Here is a 25,144-nt window from a genome sequence, read left to right as displayed (position 1 = left end):
CGTACCCCTTACTTAGCAGCTTTTTTACGAGGCGCTGGTGCTTGTGGTTTCAGTTCTTCTTGGCGACCACCAATAACTTCGCCTTTGAAGATCCAAACCTTCACACCGATCACACCGTAAGTGGTGTGAGCTTCGTAGGTGTTGTAGTCGATATCGGCACGCAGGGTGTGCAGAGGCACACGACCTTCGCGATACCACTCGGTACGAGCAATCTCAGCACCGCCGAGACGACCGCTCACCTGGATCTTGATGCCCTTGGCACCAATACGCATGGCGTTCTGTACGGCGCGCTTCATGGCGCGACGGAACATTACGCGGCGTTCCAGCTGCTGAGCTACGCTCTGCGCAACCAGCATAGCGTCGAGTTCCGGCTTGCGGATCTCTTCGATGTTGATGTGCACAGGCACACCCATCTGCTTGGTCAGGTCCTGACGCAGCTTCTCGACATCTTCACCTTTCTTACCGATAACGATACCGGGACGAGCGGTGTGGATGGTGATGCGTGCAGTTTGAGCCGGACGATGAATATCGATACGGCTTACGGACGCGCTTTTTAGTTTGTCTTGGAGGTACTCACGCGTTTTCAGATCCTTCAACAGGTAATCTGCGTAAGTAGCACCGTCTGCGTACCAGACGGAGGTGTGCTCCTTGACGATTCCCAGGCGAATGCCAGTGGGATGTACTTTCTGACCCATCTGATCGACTCCGTTACTTGTCCGCAACCTTGACAGTGATATGGCAAGACCGCTTGACGATGCGATCAGCACGGCCTTTGGCACGTGGCATGATGCGCTTCAGCGAACGCCCTTCGTTGACGAAGACGGTGGAGACCTTCAGGTCATCAACGTCTGCGCCTTCGTTGTGTTCGGCGTTGGCAACGGCCGACTCGAGGACTTTCTTCATGATTTCAGCGGCTTTTTTGCTGCTGAAGGCCAACAGGTTGAGCGCTTCGCCCACCTTCTTCCCGCGGATCTGGTCGGCGACCAAGCGGGCTTTCTGGGCGGAGATGCGAGCGCCCGACAACTTAGCGGCTACTTCCATTTCCTTACCCCTTAACGCTTGGCTTTCTTGTCAGCCACGTGCCCGCGATAGGTGCGGGTACCGGCGAACTCGCCCAGTTTGTGGCCGACCATGTCTTCGTTCACCAGAACTGGGACATGTTGACGACCGTTGTGTACCGCGATGGTCAGACCGACCATTTGTGGCAGGATCATCGAACGGCGCGACCAGGTTTTAACTGGCTTGCGATCGTTCTTCTCCACCGCCACTTCGACCTTCTTCAGCAGGTGAAGATCGATAAAAGGACCTTTTTTCAGAGAACGTGGCACTGTCGTATCCCTCTAGTTACTTGCGACGACGGACGATCATGTTGTCGGTACGCTTATTACCACGGGTCTTCGCACCCTTGGTTGGGAAGCCCCATGGCGATACCGGATGACGACCACCGGAGGTACGACCTTCACCACCACCATGTGGGTGGTCAACCGGGTTCATGGCAACACCACGAACGGTTGGGCGAACGCCGCGCCAGCGTTTGGCACCAGCTTTACCCAGCGAACGCAGGCTGTGCTCGGAGTTCGAGACTTCGCCCAGGGTCGCACGGCACTCAGCCAGTACTTTACGCATCTCACCGGAACGCAGACGCAGAGTCACGTAGACGCCTTCACGAGCGATCAGCTGAGCCGAAGCACCAGCGGAACGAGCGATCTGAGCACCTTTACCCGGCTTCAGTTCGATGCCGTGAATGGTGCTACCTACTGGGATATTGCGCAGCTGCAGGGAGTTACCGGCCTTGATTGGGGCCAGGGCACCTGCGATCAGCTGGTCGCCAGCGCTCACGCCTTTAGGGGCGATGATGTAGCGACGCTCACCGTCTGCGTAGCACAGCAGGGCGATGTGAGCAGTACGGTTCGGGTCGTATTCGATACGCTCGACAGTGGCTGGGATGCCATCTTTGTCGTTGCGACGGAAGTCGACCAGACGGTAATGCTGCTTATGACCACCACCAACGTGACGAGTGGTGATGCGGCCATTGTTGTTACGACCACCAGACTTCGATTTCTTCTCGATCAGCGGTGCGTGAGGAGCGCCTTTGTGCAGCTCCTGGTTGACCACCTTGACCACGAAACGGCGGCCAGGGGAAGTCGGTTTGCATTTAACGATTGCCATGATGCACCCCTTCCTTACTCAGCACTGCTGCTGAAATCGAGATCTTGGCCTGGCTGAAGGGAGACGATCGCCTTCTTCCAGTCATTACGCTTGCCCAGACCACGTGCGGTACGCTTGGTTTTACCCAGAACGTTAACAGTCGACACGTTTTCAACTTTTACGTTGAACAGGCCTTCGACAGCTTTCTTGATTTCCAGCTTGGTTGCATCGGTAGCAACCTTGAATACGAACTGGCCTTTTTTCTCAGCCAGAACGGTAGCCTTCTCGGAAACGTGCGGGCCAAGGAGGACTTTGAATACGCGTTCCTGGTTCATCCCAGCAGCTCCTCGAATTTCTTCACGGCCGAGACAGTGATCAACACTTTCTCGTATGCGATCAGACTGACCGGGTCGGAACCTTGTACGTCACGTACGTCGACGTGCGGCAGGTTGCGAGCAGCCAGGTACAGGTTCTGATCAACAGCGTCGGAAACGATCAGTACGTCGTTCAGACCCATGCCGTTCAGCTTGTTCAGCAGATCTTTGGTTTTCGGTGCTTCAACAGCGAAGTCCTGAACCACGACCAGACGGTCGCTACGCACCAGCTCAGCGAGGATGGAGCGCAGGGCTGCGCGATACATCTTCTTGTTGAGCTTCTGCGAGTGATCTTGAGGGCGAGCTGCGAAGGTTACACCACCGCCACGCCAGATCGGACCACGAGTGGTACCAGCACGAGCACGGCCAGTACCCTTCTGACGCCATGGGCGCTTACCGCCACCAGCCACGTCGGAACGGGTCTTCTGCTGCTTGGTGCCCTGACGGCCGCCGGCCATGTAGGCCACGACTGCTTGGTGTACCAGCGTCTCGTTGAATTCGCCACCGAAAGTCAGTTCGGAAACTTCGATCGCCTGAGCGTCATTTACATTGAGTTGCATGTCAGTTTCCCCTTAACCGCGAGCCTTGACAGCTGGACGTACAACCACGTCGCCGCCAGTAGCGCCTGGAACGGCACCCTTGACCAGCAGCAGGTTGCGCTCAGCGTCTACGCGAACTACTTCCAGGGACTGAACAGTCACGCGCTCGGCGCCCATGTGACCGGACATTTTCTTGCCCTTGAACACACGACCAGGAGTCTGGCACTGGCCGATGGAACCTGGGACACGGTGCGACACGGAGTTACCGTGGGTGTTGTCCTGGCCACGGAAGTTCCAGCGCTTGATGGTACCGGCGAAGCCTTTACCTTTGGACTGACCAGTAACGTCTACCAGCTGGCCTGCAGTGAAGAGTTCAGCTTTGATCAGATCGCCAGCCTGGAAATCGCCTTCTTCAAGACGGAACTCCCAGACACCGCGACCAGCGGCAACGTTGGCCTTTGCGAAGTGACCTGCCTGAGCGGCAGTCACACGCGAAGCACGACGCTCGCCGACAGTGACTTGCACTGCACGGTAGCCATCGGTTTCTTCAGTTTTGAACTGGGTGACACGATTCGGCTCGATCTCGATGACCGTGACCGGAATGGAGACACCTTCTTCGGTGAAAATGCGGGTCATACCGCACTTGCGACCGATTACACCAATAGTCATGTTGTAAACCTCATGAGTGTACGGGGCTTTCACCCGCTATGGCCGCCCATTTCAGAGCGTTACACGACCAGACCGAAGTCTTAGCCGAGGCTGATCTGTACTTCCACACCTGCCGCCAGATCAAGCTTCATCAGCGCGTCAACGGTTTTATCCGTTGGCTGGACGATGTCCAGAACACGCTTATGAGTGCGGATCTCGTACTGGTCACGCGCGTCTTTGTTGACGTGCGGGGAAACCAGAACGGTGAAACGCTCTTTGCGGGTAGGCAGTGGAATTGGACCACGCACTTGCGCACCAGTACGTTTCGCGGTTTCCACGATTTCCTGGGTGGATTGGTCGATCAGGCGATGGTCGAAAGCCTTCAACCTGATACGGATTTGCTGATTTTGCATTGGATTTCAGACTCCAGGCTGTTCCCAACGGACGCACTACGCCCGCTAAAAGGAGGCGTGATTCTATAGACGCCCCCATTTAGTGTCAACCCAATAAAAAAAACCCCCGCTGAGCGGGGGTTTTTTCAATCGGTCGAGTGATTACTCGATGATTTTGGCTACGACGCCGGCGCCGACGGTACGACCGCCTTCACGGATAGCGAAGCGCAGACCGTCTTCCATTGCGATGGTCTTGATCAGGGTGACAGTCATCTGAATGTTGTCACCTGGCATTACCATTTCAACGCCTTCCGGCAGTTCGCAGTTACCGGTCACGTCAGTGGTACGGAAGTAGAACTGAGGACGGTAGCCTTTGAAGAACGGAGTGTGACGGCCGCCTTCTTCCTTCGACAGAACGTAGACTTCTGCGGTGAACTTGGTGTGCGGCTTGACCGAACCTGGCTTGACCAGAACCTGGCCACGCTCAACGTCGTCACGCTTGGTACCACGCAGCAGAACACCGCAGTTCTCGCCAGCACGACCTTCGTCCAGCAGCTTGCGGAACATCTCAACACCGGTGCAGGTGGTGGTCGAAGTTTCACGCAGACCAACGATTTCCAGCGGATCCTGAACGCGGACGATACCACGCTCGATACGACCGGTAACAACGGTACCACGACCCGAGATCGAGAATACGTCTTCGATCGGCATCAGGAACGGCTGGTCAACGGCACGAACTGGCTCAGGGATGTAGGCATCCAGAGTTTCTACCAGCTTCTTGACAGCGGTAGTACCCATTTCGTTGTCGTCTTTGCCTTCCAGGGCCATACGAGCCGAACCGATGATGATCGGAGTGTCGTCGCCTGGGAAGTCGTAGGTGGACAGCAGGTCGCGAACTTCCATCTCGACCAGTTCCAGCAGCTCGGCGTCGTCTACCAGGTCAGCCTTGTTCAGGAAGACCACGATGTAAGGAACGCCTACCTGACGGGACAGCAGGATGTGCTCACGGGTTTGTGGCATCGGACCATCGGCGGCCGAGCAAACCAGGATCGCGCCGTCCATCTGGGCAGCACCGGTGATCATGTTCTTCACGTAGTCAGCGTGACCTGGGCAGTCAACGTGAGCGTAGTGACGAATGTTCGAGTTGTACTCGACGTGAGCGGTGTTGATGGTGATACCGCGCGCTTTTTCTTCCGGAGCCGAGTCGATCTTGTCGAACTCAACGACTGCCGAACCGAAAACTTCGGAGCAGACGCGAGTCAGAGCTGCGGTCAGAGTGGTCTTACCGTGGTCAACGTGGCCGATGGTGCCGACGTTAACGTGGGGAAGGGAACGATCAAATTTTTCTTTAGCCACGACAGTGAACCTCTTGCCTAAAGGGGATTAGCCTTGTTTTTTAACGAGTGCTTCGACGATGTTCGACGGAGCTTCGGCGTATTTGGAGAATTCCATGGAGTAGCTTGCGCGACCCTGAGACATGGAACGAACGTCGGTTGCGTAACCGAACATCTCTCCGAGCGGAACTTCAGCGCGGACGACACGGCCAGAGACCGACTCATCCATACCCTGGACCAGACCACGACGACGGTTCAGGTCACCCATCACGTCACCCAGGTAGTCTTCCGGGGTTACAACTTCGACCTTCATGATCGGCTCGAGAACCACGCCACCGCCCTTCTGGGCCAGTTGCTTGGTTGCCATCGAAGCGGCGATCTTGAACGCCATTTCGTTGGAGTCGACGTCGTGGTACGAACCATCGAATACCGCGGCCTTCAGGCCGATCAGAGGATAACCGGCAACAACGCCGTTCTTCATCTGCTCTTCGATACCCTTCTGGATCGCAGGGATGTATTCCTTAGGAATTACACCACCAACGACTTCGTTGGAGAACACCAGACCTTCGGTGATGTTGCCCTTGTCGTCCTGCTCTGGCTCCGAGAAACGGATCCAGCAGTGACCGAACTGACCACGACCGCCCGACTGGCGAACGAACTTGCCTTCGATCTCGACACCGGACTTGGTGATCTTCTCGCGGTACGAAACCTGCGGCTTGCCGATGTTGGCCTCAACGTTGAATTCACGCTTCATGCGGTCAACGATGATGTCCAGGTGCAGCTCACCCATACCGGAGATGATGGTCTGGCCAGTCTCTTCGTCGGTCTTGACGCGGAACGACGGGTCTTCCTGAGCCAGTTTGCCCAGAGCGATACCCATCTTTTCCTGGTCCTGCTTGGTCTTCGGCTCGACAGACAGCGAAATCACTGGCTCCGGGAAGTCCATGCGCTCAAGGATGATTGGCTTGTCAGCGTCGCACAGGGTTTCACCAGTGGTAACGTCCTTCATGCCGATCAGGGCCGCGATGTCGCCAGCGCGCACTTCCTTGATCTCTTCACGCTGGTTGGCGTGCATCTGCACCATACGACCAACGCGCTCTTTCTTGCCTTTGACCGAGTTGATGACCGAGTCACCAGAGGTCAGAACGCCCGAGTAAACGCGAACGAAGGTCAGGGTACCTACGAACGGGTCGGTAGCGATCTTGAACGCCAGGGCCGAGAACGGCTCTGCGTCGTCAGCGTGACGCTCGTCCTGCTGCGCTTCGGTGATTTCATCCTTCGGCACTTCGGCCAGATCAGGGTGGATACCCTTGATCGCAGGAATCTCGGTCGGAGCAGGCAGGAAGTCGATAACGGCGTCGAGAACCAGGGGAACGCCCTTGTTCTTGAACGACGAACCGCAGACAGCCGGAACGATCTCGCTGGCCAGGGTACGCGCGCGCAGACCGGCCTTGATGTCTTCGACGGACAGGTCACCTTCTTCAAGGTACTTGTTCATCAGCTCTTCGTTGGCTTCGGCGGCAGCTTCAACCATGTTGTTGCGCCATTCGTTAGCCAGGTCGACCATATCCGCAGGAATTTCTTCCTCGCGGTAGGTGGTGCCCTTGTCGTCTTCGTTCCAGTAGATGGCTTTCATCTTGATCAGGTCAACCTGACCCTGGAAGTCGTCTTCTGCACCGATAGCCAGCTGGACCGGAACCGGGGTGTGACCCAGGCGGTTCTTGATCTGGCCGACAACGCGCAGGAAGTTGGCACCAGCACGGTCCATCTTGTTCACGTAAACAACACGTGGAACGCCGTACTTGTTGGCCTGACGCCATACGGTTTCGGACTGCGGCTCAACGCCGGAGGTACCGCAGAACACAACGACCGCGCCGTCGAGTACACGCAGCGAACGCTCTACTTCAATGGTGAAGTCAACGTGGCCGGGGGTATCGATGACGTTTACGCGGTAGTTGTCATACTGACCACGGGAACCTTTCCAGAAGGTGGTAACGGCAGCGGAGGTAATGGTGATACCGCGCTCCTGCTCCTGCACCATCCAGTCGGTGGTCGCGGCGCCGTCGTGCACCTCGCCCATCTTGTGGCTCAGACCTGTGTAGAACAGGATCCGCTCGGTAGTGGTAGTCTTGCCCGCGTCAACGTGGGCGCAGATACCGATGTTACGGTAGCGGTTAATTGCTGTAGTACGAGCCATAAAGCCCTCGCAAAATGATTGATGCTTGAATTAGAAGCGGTAGTGCGAGAACGCTTTGTTGGCCTCGGCCATACGGTGCACGTCTTCACGCTTCTTGACTGCAGCACCCTTGCCTTCAGCAGCATCCAGCAGCTCGCCGGCCAGGCGCAAAGCCATCGACTTCTCGCCGCGCTTGCGGGCGTAGTCTACGAGCCAGCGCATTGCCAGAGCGTTACGACGGGATGGACGAACTTCAACCGGAACCTGGTAAGTGGCACCGCCGACACGACGGGACTTAACTTCGACCAGCGGAGCGATGGCGTCGAGAGCTTTCTCGAAGATTTCCAGGGGGTCGCTGTTCTTGCGTGCTTTGACGGTATCCAGGGCACCGTAAACGATGCGCTCGGCTACAGCCTTCTTGCCGCTTTCCATCACGTGGTTCATGAACTTGGCGAGAATCTGGGATCCGTACTTCGGATCGTCAAGGATCTCACGTTTTGCTGCTACACGACGTCTTGGCATGATAAGCCCTCAAACGGTCTTCAGGTTAGCCCGGGACCAGGTCTTTCGACCCCTGCCCGACCTTACTCTTATCGACTCAAATAAATGGATGTCTGCAAACGACCGATTACTTCGGACGCTTGGTACCGTACTTCGAACGACCCTGGTTACGGCCTTTAACGCCCGAAGTATCCAGAGAGCCGCGAACGGTGTGGTAACGAACACCTGGCAAGTCTTTTACACGGCCGCCACGGATCAGGACGACGCTGTGCTCTTGCAGGTTGTGGCCTTCACCACCGATGTACGAGGAAACCTCGAAACCGTTGGTCAGACGCACACGGCATACTTTACGCAGTGCCGAGTTAGGTTTTTTCGGCGTGGTGGTGTACACGCGGGTGCACACGCCACGACGCTGCGGGCAGTTCTGCAGCGCAGGAACGTCGGACTTCTCGACCGAACGCTTACGCGGCTGACGTACCAGCTGGTTGATAGTTGCCATCTACTAGCTCCACTGATTGTCTTGCGACTCTATTGTCTTGCAAGAAAGCCAAAAATTGGCGAGACGGAGCCTCACCAAATTTAAGGGTACAAAAGTCTAAAGAGGATCTTGCACCCAGTCAAGACGAGGCCCCGGCCCTCCCCGTCCGATCATCGGCAACATTTCATGTCGTCGATGACCGTTCGGGGCTTGCCGGGGCCCTGCCCTGTACTTAGTTACCGCTGGAATTCAGCGCTTCGGTCAGTGCGGCTTCCACCTCACTGGCGCTCACACGCAGCGGTTTGTCGGCATCACGGCGACGTTTGCGCTCGCTGTGGTAGGCCAGACCAGTACCGGCCGGGATCAGACGACCCACGACCACGTTCTCTTTCAGGCCGCGCAGGTAGTCGCGCTTGCCGGTTACCGCCGCTTCGGTCAGTACGCGGGTGGTTTCCTGGAAGGAAGCCGCGGAGATGAACGACTCGGTCGACAGCGACGCCTTGGTGATACCCAGCAGCACGCGGGTGAACTTGGAGACGAACTTGTCCTCGGCGGCGAGACGCTCGTTCTCTACCAGTACCTGGGTCAGTTCCATCTGGTCGCCCTTGATGAAGCTGGAGTCACCCGACTCGGTGATCTCGACCTTGCGCAGCATCTGACGCAGGATGGTCTCGATGTGCTTGTCGTTGATCTTAACGCCTTGCAGACGGTAAACGTCCTGGATCTCGTTGACGATGTACTTCGCCAGCGCACTCACACCCAGCAGACGCAGGATGTCGTGCGGATCGCTCGGGCCGTCGGAGATAACTTCGCCGCGGTTTACCTGTTCGCCTTCGAAGACGTTCAGGTGGCGCCACTTCGGAATCAGCTCTTCGTACGGATCGCTACCGTCGGTCGGGGTGATGACCAGACGACGCTTGCCCTTGGTCTCCTTGCCGAACGCGATGGTGCCGCTGACTTCAGCCAGAATCGAGGCCTCTTTCGGACGGCGCGCTTCGAACAGGTCGGCAACGCGCGGCAGACCACCGGTGATGTCACGGGTCTTCGACGTTTCTTGCGGGATACGCGCGATAACGTCACCAACACCGATCTGGGCACCGTCAGCCACGCCGACGAGGGCGTTGGCCGGCAGGAAGTACTGGGCAGGTACGTCGGTACCTGGCAGGTACAGATCCTTGCCAGAAGCGTCGACCATCTTGATAGCAGGACGGATTTCCTTGCCAGCGGCAGGGCGATCCTTGACGTCCAGTACTTCAATGTTGGTCAAACCCGTCAATTCGTCAGTCTGACGCTTGATGGTGATGCCTTCTTCCATGCCAACGAAGGTCACGGTACCTTTCAGTTCGGTAACGATCGGGTGGGTGTGCGGGTCCCACTTGGCGACGATAGCGCCAGCTTCGACCTTTTCACCTTCCTTGACCGAAATTACCGCACCATAAGGCAGCTTGTAGCGCTCACGCTCACGACCGAACTCGTCGGCAATGGCCAACTCGCCCGAACGCGATACGGCAACCAGGTTGCCATCGGCACGTTCTACCTGCTTCAGGTTGTGCAGACGCACCATACCGCCGTTCTTCACCTGGACGCTGTCGGCAGCCGAGGTACGGCTTGCAGCACCACCGATGTGGAACGTACGCATGGTCAGCTGGGTACCCGGCTCACCGATCGACTGCGCAGCGATAACGCCGACAGCTTCACCGATGTTCACCTGGTGACCGCGAGCCAGGTCACGACCGTAGCACTTGGCGCAGATGCCGTAGCGGGTTTCGCAGTTGATCGGCGAACGCACGACCACTTCGTCGATGCTGTTCAGCTCGATGAATTCGACCCACTTCTCGTCGACCAGGGTACCGGCCGGAACGATGACGTCCTCGGTGCCTGGCTTGAACACGTCACGGGCGATGACACGACCCAGCACACGCTCACCCAGCGGTTCTACAACGTCGCCGCCTTCGATGTGCGGGGTCATCAGCAGGCCCTGGTCGGTGCCGCAGTCGATCTCGGTAACAACCAGATCCTGGGCAACGTCTACCAGACGACGAGTCAGGTAACCGGAGTTGGCGGTCTTCAGTGCGGTATCCGCCAGACCCTTACGAGCACCGTGGGTCGAAATGAAGTACTGCAGAACGCTCAGACCTTCACGGAAGTTCGCAGTGATCGGCGTCTCGATGATGGAGCCGTCCGGCTTGGCCATCAGGCCACGCATACCGGCCAGCTGACGGATCTGGGCTGCGGAACCCCGCGCACCGGAGTCAGCCATCATGTACATCGAGTTGAAGGACTCTTGCTCGACTTCCTTGCCTTCGCGATCGATGACCTTCTCTTTCGAGAGGTTGGCCATCATCGCCTTGGACACTTCGTCGTTCGCCTTCGACCACAGGTCGATGACCTTGTTGTACTTCTCGCCCTGGGTTACCAGACCGGAGGCGTACTGGCTCTCGATTTCCTTCACTTCGTCGGTAGCGGTACCGATGATGCGTGCTTTCTCGTCCGGGATAACGAAGTCGTTAACACCGATCGAAACGCCGGAAATGGTCGAGTAAGCGAAACCGGTGTACATCAGCTGGTCAGCGAAGATAACGGTCTCTTTCAGACCAACCACGCGGTAGCACTGGTTGATCAGCTTGGAGATCGCCTTTTTCTTCATCGGCTGGTTGACCACGTCGTAAGGCAGGCCTGCCGGTACGACCTGGAACAGCAGCGCACGGCCGACGGTGGTGTCGACGATGCGGGTGTTCTTGACCACGGAGCCGTCACGCTCTTTCACGGTTTCGTTGATACGAACCTTGATTTTCGCGTGCAGGGCAGCCTCGCCGGCGCGGAATACGCGGTCGACTTCCTGCAGGTCGGCGAATACGCGACCTTCGCCCTTGGCGTTGATGGCTTCACGGGTCATGTAGTACAGACCCAGTACCACGTCCTGCGACGGAACGATGATTGGCTCACCGTTGGCTGGCGACAGGATGTTGTTGGTCGACATCATCAGCGCGCGCGCTTCGAGCTGGGCTTCCAGGGTCAGCGGCACGTGAACGGCCATCTGGTCACCGTCGAAGTCGGCGTTGTACGCGGCACAGACCAGCGGGTGCAGCTGAATAGCCTTGCCTTCGATCAGAACCGGTTCAAATGCCTGGATACCCAGACGGTGCAGGGTCGGTGCGCGGTTGAGCAGCACGGGGTGTTCGCGGATCACCTCGGCGAGCACGTCCCACACCTCTGGCAGCTCACGCTCGACCATCTTCTTGGCAGCCTTGATGGTGGTCGCCAGACCACGCATTTCCAGCTTGCCGAAAATGAACGGCTTGAACAGCTCGAGAGCCATCTTTTTCGGCAGACCGCACTGGTGCAGACGCAGGGTCGGGCCTACGGTAATTACCGAACGGCCGGAGTAGTCCACACGCTTACCGAGCAGGTTCTGACGGAAGCGACCTTGCTTACCTTTGATCATGTCGGCCAGGGACTTCAGCGGACGCTTGTTCGAGCCAGTGATGGCGCGACCGCGACGGCCGTTGTCCAGCAGGGCGTCGACCGCCTCCTGCAGCATGCGCTTTTCGTTGCGCACGATGATGTCCGGCGCCGACAGATCCAGCAGGCGCTTCAGACGATTGTTACGGTTGATCACCCGACGATACAGGTCGTTCAGGTCGGAGGTCGCGAAGCGGCCGCCATCCAGCGGTACCAGCGGACGCAGGTCCGGCGGCAGCACTGGCAGGACGGTCAGGACCATCCACTCAGGCAGGTTGCCCGAACCCTGGAACGCTTCCATCAGCTTCAGGCGCTTGGACAGCTTCTTGATCTTGGTTTCCGAGTTGGTCTGCGGAATCTCTTCGCGCAGGCGGCCGATCTCGTGTTCCAGGTCGATAGCGTGCAGCAGTTCGCGGACAGCCTCGGCACCCATGCGGGCGTCGAAGTCATCTCCGAACTCTTCCAGCGCTTCGAAGTACTGCTCGTCGTTCAGCAGCTGGCCTTTTTCCAGGGTGGTCATGCCCGGGTCGATAACGACGTAGCTCTCGAAGTAGAGCACGCGCTCGATGTCACGCAGGGTCATGTCCATCAGCAGGCCGATACGGGACGGCAGCGACTTCAGGAACCAGATGTGGGCAACCGGCGAGGCCAGTTCGATGTGCGCCATGCGCTCACGACGAACTTTTGCCAGGGCAACTTCAACGCCGCACTTCTCGCAGATCACGCCGCGGTGCTTGAGGCGCTTGTACTTGCCGCACAGGCACTCGTAGTCCTTGACTGGGCCAAAGATCTTGGCGCAGAACAGGCCGTCACGCTCAGGCTTGAACGTACGGTAGTTGATGGTTTCCGGCTTCTTAACTTCACCGAACGACCACGAACGGATCATTTCAGGCGACGCCAGACCGATGCGGATGGCGTCGAACTCTTCGACTTGACCCTGGTTTTTCAGCAAATTCAGTAGGTCTTTCAAGGCCTTTCCTCCTGGCGGAGCAGGGAGCGGGCATTACCTGCCCCACTCCCCTTCGCGTCACGTGTTATTCGGTTTCCAGATCGATATCGATACCGAGCGAACGGATCTCTTTGATCAACACGTTGAAGGACTCGGGCATGCCCGGCTCCATACGGTGATCGCCATCCACGATGTTCTTGTACATCTTGGTACGGCCGTTCACGTCGTCCGACTTCACTGTGAGCATTTCTTGCAGGGTGTATGCCGCGCCGTATGCTTCCAGCGCCCACACTTCCATCTCCCCGAAACGCTGACCACCGAACTGCGCCTTACCACCCAGCGGCTGCTGGGTAACCAGGCTGTAGGAACCAGTGGAACGCGCGTGCATCTTGTCGTCCACCAAGTGGTTCAGCTTGAGCATGTACATGTAACCAACGGTCACAGGACGCTCGAACTTGTTGCCGGTACGGCCATCGAACAGCACCATCTGGCCGCTCTCTGGCAGGTCGGCCAGCTTCAGCATGGCCTTGATCTCGCGCTCCTTGGCACCGTCGAAGACCGGGGTAGCCATTGGCACGCCCTTCTTCAGGTTGTGGGCCAGGGCCAGGATCTCTTCGTCGGTGAACTCGTCCAGGTTTTCCTGACGACCGCCGATCTCGTTGTAGACCTCGGTCAGGAACACGCGCAGTTCAGCGGCCTTGCGCTGCTCTTCGATCATGCGGTCGATCTTCTCGCCCAGACCTTTGGCCGCCAGGCCCAGGTGGGTTTCGAGGATCTGACCGACGTTCATACGCGAAGGTACACCCAGCGGGTTCAGTACGACATCGACCGGAGTACCGTTGGCGTCGTGCGGCATGTCTTCGACCGGCATGATTACCGAGACGACACCCTTGTTACCGTGACGACCGGCCATCTTGTCACCCGGCTGGATGCGACGGCGGATTGCCAGGTAAACCTTGACGATCTTCAGTACGCCCGGTGCCAGGTCATCACCCTGCTGCAGCTTGCGCTTCTTGTCTTCGAACTTGTCGTCCAGCAGACGGCGACGATCGACGATGTACTGCTGAGCCTTTTCCAGCTGCTCGTTCAGTGCATCTTCGGCCATGCGCAGTTTGAACCACTGCCCGTGCTCCAGACCATCCAGCACTTCGTCAGTGATCACGGTGCCTTTCTTCAGGCCCGCGCCACCGTCGACCACCTGGCCGTTCAGAGCAGAACGCAGACGCTCGAAGGTTGCACCTTCGACGATGCGGAACTCTTCGTTGAGGTCCTTGCGGATCTCGTCCAGCTGCATCTTCTCGATGGCCAGAGCGCGGCTGTCGCGCTCGACGCCATCACGGGTGAAGACCTGTACGTCGATGACGGTACCCTTGGTGCCGGTTGGCACGCGCAGGGAGGTGTCCTTAACGTCGCTGGCCTTCTCACCGAAGATTGCGCGCAGCAGTTTTTCTTCCGGAGTCAGCTGGGTTTCGCCTTTTGGCGTTACCTTGCCGACCAGGATGTCGCCAGCGCCGACTTCGGCACCCACGTAGACGATACCGGCTTCGTCCAGCTTGTTCAGCGCGGCTTCACCCACGTTCGGGATGTCCGCAGTGATTTCCTCTGGGCCAAGCTTGGTGTCACGCGCCACACAGGTCAGTTCCTGGATGTGGATGGTGGTGAAGCGGTCTTCCTGAACCACACGCTCGGACAGGCAGATGGAGTCTTCGAAGTTGAAGCCGTTCCACGCCATGAACGCGATGCGCATGTTCTGACCCAGTGCCAGTTCACCCATGTCGGTGGACGGGCCGTCGGCCATGATGTCACCACGCTGAACCTTGTCACCCTTGCTCACCAGCGGACGCTGGTTGATGCAGGTGTTCTGGTTCGAACGGGTGTACTTGGTCAGGTTGTAGATATCCACACCTGCTTCGCCGGTTTCCACTTCGTCGTCGGCAACGCGAACAACGATACGGCTGGCGTCGACCGAGTCGATCACACCACCGCGGCGAGCAACCACGCATACACCGGAGTCACGGGCAACGTTGCGCTCCATGCCGGTACCTACCAGCGGCTTGTCGGCGCGCAGGGTCGGTACAGCCTGACGCTGCATGTTGGAACCCATCAATGCACGGTTGGCGTCGTCGTGCTCGAGGAACGGAATCAGCGACGCAGCGACGGAAACAACCTGCTTCGGCGAAACGTCCATCAGGGTGACGTCTTCCGGCGCCTTGACGGTGAATTCGTTCAGGTGACGAACAGCTACCAGCTCATCGATCAGCTGCTTCTTCTCGTTCATCGCGGCCGAAGCCTGGGCGATGACGTGATCCGCTTCTTCAATGGCCGACAGGAACACGATCTCGTCGCTGACCACGCCTTCCTTCACCACGCGGTACGGGCTTTCCAGGAAGCCGTACTGGTTGGTGCGGGCATAGGCTGCCAGGGAGTTGATCAGACCGATGTTCGGACCTTCTGGGGTCTCGATCGGGCACACACGGCCGTAGTGGGTCGGGTGTACGTCACGGACTTCGAAGCCGGCACGCTCACGGGTCAGACCGCCTGGGCCGAGTGCGGAGACGCGGCGCTTGTGGGTGATCTCGGAGAGCGGGTTGTTCTGGTCCATGAACTGGGACAGCTGGCTGGAACCGAAGAACTCTTTCACCGCCGCCGCAACCGGCTTGGCGTTGATCAGGTCTTGCGGCATCAGGCCTTCGCTTTCCGCCATCGACAGGCGTTCCTTGACCGCGCGCTCGACACGCACCAGGCCAACGCGGAACTGGTTCTCGGCCATCTCGCCGACGCAACGTACACGACGGTTACCCAGGTGGTCGATGTCGTCGACGATGCCTTTGCCGTTACGGATGTCGACCAAGGTCTTCAGAACCTCGACGATATCTTCCTTGCTCAGCACGCCCGAACCTTCGATCTCGGTACGACCGATACGACGGTTGAACTTCATGCGGCCAACGGCGGACAGGTCGTAACGCTCGGCGCTGAAGAACAAGTTGTTGAACAGGGTCTCGGCAGCATCCTTGGTTGGCGGCTCGCCAGGACGCATCATGCGGTAGATCTCGACCAGGGCTTCCAGCTGGTTGCTGGTGGTGTCGATCTTCAGGGTGTCGGAGATGAACGGACCGCAATCGATGTCGTTGGTGTACAGGGTCTCGATACGGACAACCTGTGCCTTGGCGACCTTGATCAGCAGTTCGGTGGTCATCTCGGTGTTGCATTCGGCCAGGATCTCGCCGGTAGCCGGATGCACGATGGCCTTGGCGGTAGTGCGGCCCAGGACGTATTCCATAGGAACGTCCAGCTGCTTGACGCCGGCCTTCTCGAGCTGGTTGATGTGGCGCGCGGTAATACGGCGGCCCTGCTCGACGATGACTTTGCCGGTTTCGTCATGGATATCCATGACTGCAACCTCACCACGCAGACGCTGCGGTACCAGCTCCAGGCTGAGTTTCTCGCCGGAAATATGGAACACGTTGGTGGTGTAGAAGGTATTCAGCACTTCTTCAGTGCTGTAACCCAGGGCACGCAGCAGCACCGAGGCCGGCAGCTTGCGGCGACGGTCGATACGTACGAACACGCAGTCCTTCGGGTCGAACTCGAAGTCCAGCCAGGAGCCGCGGTAAGGGATGATGCGAGCGGAGTACAGCAGCTTGCCGGAGCTGTGAGTCTTGCCACGGTCGTGGTCGAAGAACACACCAGGCGAACGGTGCAGCTGGGAAACGATCACACGTTCGGTACCGTTGATAACGAAGGTACCGTTCTCAGTCATCAGGGGGATTTCACCCATGTAGACTTCTTGCTCTTTGATGTCCTTGATCGCTTTGTTCGACGATTCCTTGTCGAAGATGATCAGGCGCACCTTGACCCGCAGTGGGACCGCGAAGGTCACGCCACGCAGGACACATTCCTTCACATCGAAGGCGGGTTCGCCCAGGCGATAGCCTACGTACTCCAGGGCAGCATTGCCGGAGTAGCTGATGATCGGGAATACCGATTTGAAGGCCGCGTGCAGGCCGACGTCGCGGAACTGATCCTTGGATGCTCCCGCTTGCAGGAATTCGCGATACGAATCCAGCTGGATGGCCAGGAGGTAAGGCACATCCATGACGTCCGGCAACTTGCTAAAGTCCTTGCGGATACGTTTTTTCTCAGTGTATGAGTAAGCCATCAGCGTTCCCCAGCTTGGTCACCTGCTTGTTTGGCTTCTCCCGGCGGGAGCAGCCAGAAAATCGTGCAAACCCCTTGGTTTGCGCCACCCACATGGGTGTCTTGCAGCTTGTTATCGGGGCCGGCCTGACCGGCCACCAATAACGGAAAAAGGCCGGTGGCATAAGCCACCAGCCATCAGCCCTTCGCTCAACGCTCGGACTGGAGTCGCAAGGTCGAGATTACTTCAGCTCGACTTTAGCGCCAGCTTCTTCCAGCTTCTTCTTCGCGTCTTCAGCGGCTTCTTTCGAAACGCCTTCAGCGATAACCTGAGGAGCGCCGTCGACTTTCTCTTTGGCTTCTTTCAGGCCCAGACCGGTCAGTTCACGAACGGCCTTGATCACGTTTACTTTCTTGTCGCCAGCTTCGGTCAGAACGACGTTGAACTCGGTCTGCTCTTCAACAGCGGCAGCAGCGCCAGCAGCTGGGCCAGCAGCAACAGCGGCAGCAGCGGTAACGCCGAAGGTTTCTTCCATCGCTTTGATCAGTTCAACAATTTCCAGAACAGTTTTCTGGCCGATCGCTTCGATGATTTGTTCGTTAGTCAGAGACATGACTTAAATCCTGTATTGGGGTGACAGCCTACGCAGCCATCAAATTAAACGTATGATTTTGAAAGAGTTGCGCGTGCCTTAGGCAGCAGCAGCTTCTTTCTGGTCGCGCAGAGCTGCCAGGGTACGAGCCAGCTTGCTGGTTGCACCTTGGATTACGCTCATCAGCTGTGCGATAGCCTCGTCGCGAGTTGGCAGGGTTGCCAGCACGTCGATCTGGTTAGCGGCAAGGAACTTGCCGTCGAACGCAGCTGCCTTGATCTCGAACTTGTCCTGACCCTTGGCGAACTCTTTGAACAGACGAGCAGCAGCGCCCGGGTGTTCGTTGGAGAAAGCAATCAGGGTCGGGCCTTTGAACGCGTCGTTGAGGATCGAGAATTCGGTGCCTTCAACAGCGCGCTTCAGCAGGGTGTTACGTACGACACGTACGTATACGCCAGCTTCGCGGGCCTCTTTACGGAGTCCGGTCATTGCGCCTACAGTCACACCACGGGCATCAGCCACGACAGCGGACAGAGCGACTTTGGCAGCCTCGTTGACTTCAGCGACGATGGCCTTCTTGTCTTCGAGTTTAATTGCCACGGGTTTACTCCTGGTTTTTACCGTTTCATCTGGCCGAAGCCGGATGTCGTTTTGGTGTCTGATTCGGTAACGAATCGGGAGCACCATCTGCGTGGGCTGGTATTTTAAGGCTTGCGCCGCCTACGGTCTTGGATAGCCCCCGCCAGGCAGGGACCCCAATTTTTGCTGGTGGCGCGACAGGTCGCGCCACCATGTTCTTACACGTTCAGCGAGCTCTGATCGATGACCAGACCTGGGCCCATGGTGGTGCTCAGGGTAACGCGCTTGACGTAGATACCTTTCGAGGAAGCTGGCTTGATACGCTTCAGATCAGCGATCAGGGCTTCAACGTTTTCCTTCAGCTTGCCAGCTTCGAAGCCGACCTTGCCAACGGAGGTGTGGATGATACCGTTCTTGTCGGTACGGTAGCGAACCTGACCAGCCTTGGCGTTCTTGACGGCGCCGGCTACGTCTGGGGTCACGGTACCAACTTTCGGGTTAGGCATCAGGCCGCGAGGACCCAGAACCTGACCCAGTTGACCTACAACGCGCATGGCATCAGGCGATGCGATGACGACGTCATAGTTCAGGTCGCCGCCTTTCATTTCGGCAGCCAGATCGTCCATACCTACGCGGTCAGCGCCGGCAGCCAGAGCGGCTTCAGCAGCTGGACCCTGGGTGAAGACAGCAACGCGAACGGTCTTGCCAGTGCCGTGTGGCAGCACGGTAGCGCTACGTACGACCTGGTCGGATTTACGCGGGTCAACACCAAGGTTAACGGCGATGTCGTAGGACTCTACGAACTTGGCAGCCGGCAGCGAAGCCAGCAGAGTGGCCGCTTCTTCGAAGTTGTAGGCCTTGCCTGCTTCGATTTTCTCGGCGATTGCCTTTTGGCGTTTGGTCAGCTTAGCCATTACACACCCTCCACGTTCAGGCCCATGCTGCGGGCAGAGCCAGCGATGGTGCGTACAGCAGCGTCCAGGTCAGCGGCAGTCAGATCAGCCTGTTTAGCTTTGGCGATGTCTTCCAGCTGAGCACGGGTAACGGTACCGACTTTAACGGTGTTCGGGCGAGCCGAACCACTGGTCAGGCCAGCAGCTTTCTTCAGCAGAACCGAGGCAGGGGTGCTCTTGGTCTCGAAGGTGAAGCTACGGTCGCTGTAGACAGTGATGATCACAGGAGTCGGCAGGCCGGCTTCTTGACCCTGGGTACGGGCGTTGAAGGCCTTACAGAATTCCATGATGTTCACACCGTGTTGACCCAGTGCTGGACCAACGGGTGGGCTTGGGTTGGCCTGGCCGGCCTTAACTTGCAGCTTGATGTAAGCCTGAATCTTCTTAGCCATGAGCTACTCCAAAATCGGGTACGAACGCCTGTTGGCTCCCCGGATGACTTGCGTTTTATCCCAGTGACGACAAAACCCCGCAGCACACAGGGCTGCGGGGTATGGGATGCTTCGTCCGCCTAGACCTTTTCGACCTGGCTGAACTCGAGCTCCACCGGAGTAGAGCGACCGAAAATGAGCACCGCCACCTGCAGGCGACTCTTTTCGTAGTTAACCTCTTCGACACTACCATTGAAGTCAGCGAACGGACCGTCAATGACTCGAACCACTTCACCCGGCTCGAACAGCGTCTTGGGCTTCGGCTTGTCGCTACCGTCGGCAACGCGACGCAGGATAGCCTCCGCTTCTTTATCGGTGATCGGCGCAGGCTTGTCTGCGGTGCCACCAATAAAGCCCATCACACGAGGGGTATCCTTGACCAAGTGCCAAGTCCCTTCGTTCATCTCCATCTGGACCAGTACATAGCCAGGGAAGAATTTACGCTCACTCTTGCGCTTCTGGCCGTTGCGCATTTCGACGACTTCTTCGGTCGGGACCAGGATCTCGCCGAAACCGTCTTCCATGCCAGCCAGCTTGACGCGCTCGATCAGGGAGCGCATTACATGCTTCTCGTAACCCGAGTAAGCATGCACAACATACCAACGCTTAGCCACGGGACACCTTTAGCCAACGATCAAGGAGACCGCCCAGCCGAGCAGGGAATCAAGACCCCACAACAGCAGTGCCATAACCAGCACGACAGCCACGACAATCAGCGTGGTCTGGGTGGTTTCCTGGCGGGTCGGCCACACGACTTTACGAATCTCGGTACGAGCTTCCTTCGCCAGCGCAAAGAACGACTTGCCCTTCGCAGTCTGCAGAGCTACAAAGCCCGCGACAGCAGCCAGGACGAGAAGTACAAGGACGCGATACAGAATCGGGGAGGCGGAGTAATACTGGTTACCCACTACACCAACAACCACCAAAGCCACTACAGCCAGCCACTTGAACAGATCAAAACGCGATTCTTGGGCTTCAGTTTTGGGAGTCATCGAGGAGGATCCTGTGAGAAGAAAGCCATCACACCGAGGTGAAATGGCAGGTCAGGAGGGAATCGAACCCCCAACCTACGGTTTTGGAGACCGTCGCTCTGCCAATTGAGCTACTGACCTGTAACGCTGTATCAGGCCGGCCATTATACCGGCCTGATCAAGTAAATCAACTACTTATTCAATAATTTTTGCTACGACGCCGGCGCCGACGGTACGACCGCCTTCACGGATAGCGAAGCGCAGACCGTCTTCCATTGCGATGGTCTTGATCAGGGTGACAGTCATCTGAATGTTGTCACCTGGCATTACCATTTCAACGCCTTCCGGCAGTTCGCAGTTACCGGTCACGTCAGTGGTACGGAAGTAGAACTGAGGACGGTAGCCTTTGAAGAACGGAGTGTGACGGCCGCCTTCTTCCTTCGACAGAACGTAGACTTCTGCGGTGAACTTGGTGTGCGGCTTGACCGAACCTGGCTTGACCAGAACCTGGCCACGCTCAACGTCGTCACGCTTGGTACCACGCAGCAGAACGCCGCAGTTCTCGCCAGCACGGCCTTCGTCCAGCAGCTTGCGGAACATCTCAACACCGGTGCAGGTGGTGGTGGTGGTGTCACGCAGACCAACGATTTCCAGCGGATCCTGAACGCGGACGATACCACGCTCGATACGACCGGTAACAACGGTACCACGACCCGAGATCGAGAATACGTCTTCGATCGGCATCAGGAACGGCTGGTCAACGGCACGAACTGGCTCAGGGATGTAGGCATCCAGAGTTTCTACCAGCTTCTTGACAGCGGTAGTACCCATTTCGTTATCGTCTTTGCCTTCCAGGGCCATACGAGCCGAACCGATGATGATCGGGGTGTCGTCGCCTGGGAAGTCGTAGGTGGACAGCAGGTCGCGAACTTCCATCTCGACCAGTTCCAGCAGCTCGGCGTCGTCTACCAGGTCAGCCTTGTTCAGGAAGACCACGATGTAAGGTACGCCTACCTGACGGGACAGCAGGATGTGCTCACGGGTTTGTGGCATCGGACCATCGGCGGCCGAGCAAACCAGGATGGCGCCATCCATCTGGGCAGCACCGGTGATCATGTTCTTCACGTAGTCAGCGTGACCTGGGCAGTCAACGTGAGCGTAGTGACGAATGTTCGAGTTGTACTCGACGTGAGCGGTGTTGATGGTAATACCGCGCGCTTTTTCTTCCGGAGCCGAGTCGATCTTGTCGAACTCAACGACTGCCGAACCGAAAACTTCGGAGCAGACGCGAGTCAGAGCTGCGGTCAGAGTGGTCTTACCGTGGTCAACGTGGCCGATAGTGCCGACGTTAACGTGGGGAAGGGAACGATCAAACTTTTCCTTAGCCATCGATACAATCCTCCGCAGAAGAAATAGTCTTGCGCTGATAAAACAAAGGCAGATATTTTCATATCTGCCTTGTTTATATGGAGCTCTTGAGCGGACTTGAACCGCTGACCTCACCCTTACCAAGGGTGTGCTCTACCAACTGAGCTACAAGAGCGAAACACTTTGTGCAAAATCCAGCAAACTTGGAGCGGGTAGCGGGAATCGAACCCGCATCATCAGCTTGGAAGGCTGAGGTTCTACCACTAAACTATACCCGCGGAGCTTGCGGCTCTCGCTAAAACTGGTGGAGGGAGAAGGATTCGAACCTTCGAAGCTCTCGCAACGGATTTACAGTCCGTCCCCTTTGACCGCTCGGGAATCCCTCCAGATGTGGCCGGCATTCTATTTGTCTGCCGTCCTAGTGTCAAGCTTTTTTTCAAATTTTTTCAATCAAATCTGAAACTTAGCTACTTTGACACTGCTTCCAGTTCTGCCACCTGAGTGGTGTTCCCTGTGAAGCGGGCGCCATTCTATCAAGCTATTCGCCAGTTGCAATACCCTGGCAGAAAATAATTTTGTGTTTTAAGTCTTTGAAATCGTTGGAAAGAGTTGCAAGGACGGTTTGGTCCAGCAAACGCTCGCTTTCCGGGGCAACCTTGAGCCAACGACCGTCCGCCCCTGGCAGCTGCCCCACCACCGGCAGCGTGGAAATATCCAAGGTCACCAGGCGCTGACGCAGCGCATCGAGCTGACCCTGCCCCATCACACCACCGACCACCAGGCACTCATCCCGGCGCTTGGGCGGCGCCGACACCCCTGTTTCGCGCAACAGGCGGATTTCTTGCTGATTGCCCTTGTACAGCGACAAGGGCGCGACTTCCTTGACCTTCAGCGGGGCTTCCTGCTGGTGCCACACGTAATAGAAGACGTTAAGCACCAGTAACAGCAGAAACAACCAACGCATAGGCACCTCAATCCAATGGGCAGGCCATGGCCAGGCCTACGAAAACCAGGTCAGGCACGACACGCGCCTGGGGGACGGCCTCCCTTACCAGCGGCGCATCACCTCCTGTAAGAAACACTGTGAAATCCTGCCCCCACAACGCACGCGCCTGTTCGAGCTGGGTACGCGCAAAACCCTGAAGCATCAACACGCAACCGCGCTCGACCGCCTCGACCGTCGAACGGCCCGGCTCCAGACTGGCCAACGCCCGCTCTGCGGAGGCATCGTCATAACGGATACGCCGGGTGTGCGTACGCAACTGGCCACGCATCAATGGCATCCCCGGGCAGATGTAGCCACCCAGATGCTCGCCATCCGCCGCAACGAAATCCGCTTTTGCAGCGGTCCCCAGATCAATGACCAGGCAGGCACCCCTGGCCAAGTGAAAGGCTCCCAGCACCGCCAACCAACGGTCCATGCCCAGGCGCTGGTAGTCGTCATAGCCATTGCGCACACCCGCCATTTCCCGGGCCGGGTGCGCCACCCGAGCTTGCACGGCAAACGCCTGGGCAATCAGCGCGCAAAGCGCATCTGTTTCTTCCTCACTGCGCACACTGACAATGCGGCAACCGCTGAGACGCACCGAAGCCAGTGCAGCCACTTCGGCCACCAGCGCCTGATCGGAGTCGACGATACCGCCGCTTTCAATCACTGCATCAGCGACATGGATTACCCGCCACTTGATGAAGCTGTTACCGCAATCGAGCTCAAGAATCATCACGCAACCTCAAACTGAGCTCACCACCACTGAAGCTCTTCTCCACCCCGTCCACCTCAAGGCGTAAACCGCCCTGCCCATCGACGCCAAGAACCACGCCATCAATACGCGTGCTACCGGCAACCAGAGAAACCTTGCGCCCCTGCCAGAGGTGCGCCTGCTCCCATTCTTCCTGGAATGCGGCAAACCCATAGCGACGATGCCGTGCCAATTCGTGCTGCAACTGCTGACTGAGCAACGCTACCAGCCGGTTACGGTCTATTGCCGCACCTATTTCGCGACGCATCGAGGTCCACATCTGGTCGACCTGATCGTTGGTCTGCATGTTCACATTGATGCCAATACCTAGTACCACGTGACAAACATCTGCCGGGTCGCCCACTAACTCCAGGAGGATACCGGTGATCTTTTGCCCGCGAACGAGGACATCGTTGGGCCATTTGAGGCCCACATCCTTTACGCCAAAAGCCTGCAGGGTACGCATTACCGCCAATCCAACCACCAGGCTCAAGCCCTCGAGCTGGCGCATGCCACCATCCACGCGGAGAACCAGGCTGTAATAGAGGTTTTCGGCAAACGGGCTGACCCACTGCCGACCGCGCCGACCACGGCCGGCGCTCTGGCGCTCGGCCAGGACCAGGAATGGAGCGATCTTCCCTTCCCCGGCGAGCCGCAAGCCTTCGGCATTGGTCGAGTCGATGGTTTCGTGGATGAAAACGGGCCACTGCTCGCCGTCGGCAAACCCGGCAATCGCTTGTGCATCGAGCAAAGCCAGTGGCGCCGCCAGCTGATAGCCGCGCCCACGAACCTTGTGAATGGTGAGGTTCAGTTCGCTCTCCAGGTGCTGCAGCTGCTTCCAAACGGCGCTGCGACTTACCCCGAGGGCCGACCCCAGAGCTTCTCCGGAATGGAACCGACCATCCTTGAGGAGATTCAACAACTTCAGCATGCCAGTCTCGACTTGGAATAAGGCAGGCATGATAGCTATGGGCTGTTGGCTTGCATAGGAAAAGGGCTGCCGGCGGCAGCGAACGGCCGCTCCCACAGGGATCGCGCAAGCCTGAAGAATGCCATCAGGCTGATGTGATCGGTGTGGGAGCGGGCGAGTCGAGGCGTCGAACCGCCGCGAAACAGACGACGCGGTGTATGGCACCGGCTTCGCCGGTGTTCGCGGCGGTTCGACGCCTCGGCGCGCCCGCTCCCACAGGGGCTGCGTATGCCCGGGAGTTTTTGCACCACAAAGACAAAACCCCTACCTGCATACGCAGATAGGGGTTTTGCGAAATGAATCTTGACGATGACCTACTCTCACATGGGGAAACCCCACACTACCATCGGCGATGCATCGTTTCACTGCTGAGTTCGGGATGGGATCAGGTGGTTCCAATGC

Annotated in this window: 24 protein-coding genes, 4 tRNA genes and 1 rRNA gene; all 29 read right to left on the bottom strand. The window is 57.8% G+C overall.

Annotated elements, in window-relative coordinates; translation table 11 throughout:
• Window positions 1-8 precede the first annotated feature (8 nt).
• Window positions 9-695, bottom strand: coding sequence for a 30S ribosomal protein S3 (gene rpsC, locus WM94_RS12700; RefSeq protein ID WP_003255481.1), 687 nt, complete (start codon window positions 693-695; stop codon window positions 9-11).
• A gap of 13 nt (window positions 696-708) precedes the next feature.
• Window positions 709-1,041 (bottom strand): 50S ribosomal protein L22, encoded by a 333-nt coding sequence (rplV, locus tag WM94_RS12695; RefSeq protein ID WP_003103908.1) that lies wholly within the window; start codon window positions 1,039-1,041, stop codon window positions 709-711.
• Window positions 1,042-1,052: 11 nt separating this feature from the next.
• A complete protein-coding gene (gene rpsS / locus WM94_RS12690; RefSeq protein WP_003255482.1) occupies window positions 1,053-1,328 on the bottom strand; it encodes a 30S ribosomal protein S19 in 276 nt (91 codons plus the stop codon).
• Window positions 1,329-1,344: 16 nt separating this feature from the next.
• Entirely contained in the window at window positions 1,345-2,169 is an 825-nt protein-coding gene (gene rplB / locus WM94_RS12685) for a 50S ribosomal protein L2 (RefSeq protein ID WP_015268750.1), read from the bottom strand.
• A 14-nt stretch (window positions 2,170-2,183) separates the two neighbouring features.
• A complete protein-coding gene (gene rplW, locus WM94_RS12680) occupies window positions 2,184-2,483 on the bottom strand; it encodes a 50S ribosomal protein L23 (protein ID WP_003255484.1) in 300 nt (99 codons plus the stop codon).
• Window positions 2,480-3,082 (bottom strand): 50S ribosomal protein L4, encoded by a 603-nt coding sequence (gene rplD / locus WM94_RS12675; protein WP_008089819.1) that lies wholly within the window; start codon window positions 3,080-3,082, stop codon window positions 2,480-2,482. Before rplD ends, rplW begins: the two co-directional genes overlap by 4 nt.
• A gap of 12 nt (window positions 3,083-3,094) precedes the next feature.
• Window positions 3,095-3,730, bottom strand: coding sequence for a 50S ribosomal protein L3 (gene rplC / locus WM94_RS12670; RefSeq protein WP_003257089.1), 636 nt, complete (start codon window positions 3,728-3,730; stop codon window positions 3,095-3,097).
• 80 nt (window positions 3,731-3,810) lie between these two features.
• Window positions 3,811-4,122, bottom strand: coding sequence for a 30S ribosomal protein S10 (gene rpsJ, locus WM94_RS12665; RefSeq protein WP_003186070.1), 312 nt, complete (start codon window positions 4,120-4,122; stop codon window positions 3,811-3,813).
• Window positions 4,123-4,263: 141 nt separating this feature from the next.
• Window positions 4,264-5,457, bottom strand: a complete 1,194-nt coding sequence (tuf, locus tag WM94_RS12660; protein ID WP_023382632.1) for an elongation factor Tu — start codon at window positions 5,455-5,457, stop codon at window positions 4,264-4,266.
• A 27-nt stretch (window positions 5,458-5,484) separates the two neighbouring features.
• Window positions 5,485-7,632 (bottom strand): elongation factor G, encoded by a 2,148-nt coding sequence (gene fusA, locus WM94_RS12655; RefSeq protein WP_061551336.1) that lies wholly within the window; start codon window positions 7,630-7,632, stop codon window positions 5,485-5,487.
• A 30-nt stretch (window positions 7,633-7,662) separates the two neighbouring features.
• Window positions 7,663-8,133, bottom strand: a complete 471-nt coding sequence (rpsG, locus tag WM94_RS12650; RefSeq protein ID WP_003246741.1) for a 30S ribosomal protein S7 — start codon at window positions 8,131-8,133, stop codon at window positions 7,663-7,665.
• 106 nt (window positions 8,134-8,239) lie between these two features.
• Window positions 8,240-8,611 carry a 30S ribosomal protein S12 gene (gene rpsL / locus WM94_RS12645; RefSeq protein ID WP_003255492.1) on the bottom strand — a complete coding sequence of 124 codons (372 nt, stop codon included), beginning with the start codon at window positions 8,609-8,611 and terminating at the stop codon, window positions 8,240-8,242.
• Window positions 8,612-8,822: 211 nt separating this feature from the next.
• Window positions 8,823-13,022, bottom strand: a complete 4,200-nt coding sequence (gene rpoC / locus WM94_RS12640) for a DNA-directed RNA polymerase subunit beta' (protein ID WP_061551335.1) — start codon at window positions 13,020-13,022, stop codon at window positions 8,823-8,825.
• Window positions 13,023-13,086: 64 nt separating this feature from the next.
• Entirely contained in the window at window positions 13,087-17,160 is a 4,074-nt protein-coding gene (gene rpoB / locus WM94_RS12635) for a DNA-directed RNA polymerase subunit beta (protein WP_046617162.1), read from the bottom strand.
• Between the two features lie 220 nt (window positions 17,161-17,380).
• Complete coding sequence (gene rplL, locus WM94_RS12630) at window positions 17,381-17,752, bottom strand: 50S ribosomal protein L7/L12 (protein ID WP_013970630.1); 372 nt, start codon at window positions 17,750-17,752, stop codon at window positions 17,381-17,383.
• Between the two features lie 78 nt (window positions 17,753-17,830).
• Window positions 17,831-18,331 (bottom strand): 50S ribosomal protein L10, encoded by a 501-nt coding sequence (rplJ, locus tag WM94_RS12625; RefSeq protein ID WP_003257082.1) that lies wholly within the window; start codon window positions 18,329-18,331, stop codon window positions 17,831-17,833.
• 197 nt (window positions 18,332-18,528) lie between these two features.
• Window positions 18,529-19,224 carry a 50S ribosomal protein L1 gene (rplA, locus tag WM94_RS12620; RefSeq protein ID WP_013970629.1) on the bottom strand — a complete coding sequence of 232 codons (696 nt, stop codon included), beginning with the start codon at window positions 19,222-19,224 and terminating at the stop codon, window positions 18,529-18,531.
• On the bottom strand, window positions 19,224-19,655 hold the full coding sequence (rplK, locus tag WM94_RS12615) for a 50S ribosomal protein L11 (protein WP_003255500.1): 432 nt from the start codon (window positions 19,653-19,655) through the stop codon (window positions 19,224-19,226). The genes rplA and rplK overlap by 1 nt, the downstream gene beginning before the upstream one ends.
• Window positions 19,656-19,774: 119 nt before the next feature.
• A complete protein-coding gene (gene nusG, locus WM94_RS12610; RefSeq protein ID WP_003255501.1) occupies window positions 19,775-20,308 on the bottom strand; it encodes a transcription termination/antitermination protein NusG in 534 nt (177 codons plus the stop codon).
• 9 nt (window positions 20,309-20,317) lie between these two features.
• Window positions 20,318-20,686 (bottom strand): preprotein translocase subunit SecE, encoded by a 369-nt coding sequence (secE, locus tag WM94_RS12605; protein WP_003255502.1) that lies wholly within the window; start codon window positions 20,684-20,686, stop codon window positions 20,318-20,320.
• A gap of 44 nt (window positions 20,687-20,730) precedes the next feature.
• A tRNA-Trp gene (locus WM94_RS12600) sits at window positions 20,731-20,806 on the bottom strand.
• Between the two features lie 54 nt (window positions 20,807-20,860).
• Complete coding sequence (gene tuf / locus WM94_RS12595; RefSeq protein WP_013970626.1) at window positions 20,861-22,054, bottom strand: elongation factor Tu; 1,194 nt, start codon at window positions 22,052-22,054, stop codon at window positions 20,861-20,863.
• Window positions 22,055-22,132: 78 nt separating this feature from the next.
• Window positions 22,133-22,208, bottom strand: a tRNA-Thr gene (locus WM94_RS12590).
• A gap of 29 nt (window positions 22,209-22,237) precedes the next feature.
• A tRNA-Gly gene (locus tag WM94_RS12585) sits at window positions 22,238-22,311 on the bottom strand.
• 24 nt (window positions 22,312-22,335) lie between these two features.
• Window positions 22,336-22,419, bottom strand: a tRNA-Tyr gene (locus WM94_RS12580).
• Between the two features lie 152 nt (window positions 22,420-22,571).
• Entirely contained in the window at window positions 22,572-22,997 is a 426-nt protein-coding gene (locus WM94_RS12575; RefSeq protein WP_039614594.1) for a hypothetical protein, read from the bottom strand.
• 7 nt (window positions 22,998-23,004) lie between these two features.
• The gene (locus WM94_RS12570) at window positions 23,005-23,754 is read right to left on the bottom strand and encodes a pantothenate kinase (RefSeq protein ID WP_061551334.1); all 750 of its coding nucleotides are present in this window, start codon (window positions 23,752-23,754) and stop codon (window positions 23,005-23,007) included.
• Complete coding sequence (gene birA / locus WM94_RS12565) at window positions 23,744-24,703, bottom strand: bifunctional biotin--[acetyl-CoA-carboxylase] ligase/biotin operon repressor BirA (RefSeq protein ID WP_061551333.1); 960 nt, start codon at window positions 24,701-24,703, stop codon at window positions 23,744-23,746. The genes WM94_RS12570 and birA overlap by 11 nt, the downstream gene beginning before the upstream one ends.
• 340 nt (window positions 24,704-25,043) lie before the next feature.
• A 5S ribosomal RNA gene (gene rrf / locus WM94_RS12560) occupies window positions 25,044-25,144 on the bottom strand; the annotation flags it as partial.

The sequence above is a fragment of the Pseudomonas sp. ABFPK genome (assembly GCF_001586765.1).
In the GTDB taxonomy this organism is placed as follows: domain Bacteria; phylum Pseudomonadota; class Gammaproteobacteria; order Pseudomonadales; family Pseudomonadaceae; genus Aquipseudomonas; species Aquipseudomonas asiatica.
Note: the sequence above shows the minus strand (reverse complement) of the source record. Positions and strands in the feature narration are given on the sequence as shown.

What these genes read in the sequence shown, in the direction of transcription:
- fusA (WP_061551336.1), bottom strand. Translation starts at nt 7,632, where the DNA reads ATGGCTCGTACTACAGCAATTAACCGCTACCGTAACATCGGTATCTGC.
- rplD (WP_008089819.1), bottom strand. Translation starts at nt 3,082, where the DNA reads ATGCAACTCAATGTAAATGACGCTCAGGCGATCGAAGTTTCCGAACTG.
- rpsG (WP_003246741.1), bottom strand. Translation starts at nt 8,133, where the DNA reads ATGCCAAGACGTCGTGTAGCAGCAAAACGTGAGATCCTTGACGATCCG.
- WM94_RS12575 (WP_039614594.1), bottom strand. Translation starts at nt 22,997, where the DNA reads ATGCGTTGGTTGTTTCTGCTGTTACTGGTGCTTAACGTCTTCTATTAC.
- tuf (WP_013970626.1), bottom strand. Translation starts at nt 22,054, where the DNA reads ATGGCTAAGGAAAAGTTTGATCGTTCCCTTCCCCACGTTAACGTCGGC.
- secE (WP_003255502.1), bottom strand. Translation starts at nt 20,686, where the DNA reads ATGACTCCCAAAACTGAAGCCCAAGAATCGCGTTTTGATCTGTTCAAG.
- rplL (WP_013970630.1), bottom strand. Translation starts at nt 17,752, where the DNA reads ATGTCTCTGACTAACGAACAAATCATCGAAGCGATCGGCCAGAAAACT.
- rplB (WP_015268750.1), bottom strand. Translation starts at nt 2,169, where the DNA reads ATGGCAATCGTTAAATGCAAACCGACTTCCCCTGGCCGCCGTTTCGTG.
- rpsL (WP_003255492.1), bottom strand. Translation starts at nt 8,611, where the DNA reads ATGGCAACTATCAACCAGCTGGTACGTCAGCCGCGTAAGCGTTCGGTC.
- rpoB (WP_046617162.1), bottom strand. Translation starts at nt 17,160, where the DNA reads ATGGCTTACTCATACACTGAGAAAAAACGTATCCGCAAGGACTTTAGC.
- rpsJ (WP_003186070.1), bottom strand. Translation starts at nt 4,122, where the DNA reads ATGCAAAATCAGCAAATCCGTATCAGGTTGAAGGCTTTCGACCATCGC.
- birA (WP_061551333.1), bottom strand. Translation starts at nt 24,703, where the DNA reads ATGCTGAAGTTGTTGAATCTCCTCAAGGATGGTCGGTTCCATTCCGGA.
- rplK (WP_003255500.1), bottom strand. Translation starts at nt 19,655, where the DNA reads ATGGCTAAGAAGATTCAGGCTTACATCAAGCTGCAAGTTAAGGCCGGC.
- rplC (WP_003257089.1), bottom strand. Translation starts at nt 3,730, where the DNA reads ATGACTATTGGTGTAATCGGTCGCAAGTGCGGTATGACCCGCATTTTC.
- rpsC (WP_003255481.1), bottom strand. Translation starts at nt 695, where the DNA reads ATGGGTCAGAAAGTACATCCCACTGGCATTCGCCTGGGAATCGTCAAG.
- rplV (WP_003103908.1), bottom strand. Translation starts at nt 1,041, where the DNA reads ATGGAAGTAGCCGCTAAGTTGTCGGGCGCTCGCATCTCCGCCCAGAAA.
- rplW (WP_003255484.1), bottom strand. Translation starts at nt 2,483, where the DNA reads ATGAACCAGGAACGCGTATTCAAAGTCCTCCTTGGCCCGCACGTTTCC.
- rplA (WP_013970629.1), bottom strand. Translation starts at nt 19,224, where the DNA reads ATGGCTAAGCTGACCAAACGCCAAAAGGCAATCGCCGAGAAAATCGAA.
- WM94_RS12570 (WP_061551334.1), bottom strand. Translation starts at nt 23,754, where the DNA reads ATGATTCTTGAGCTCGATTGCGGTAACAGCTTCATCAAGTGGCGGGTA.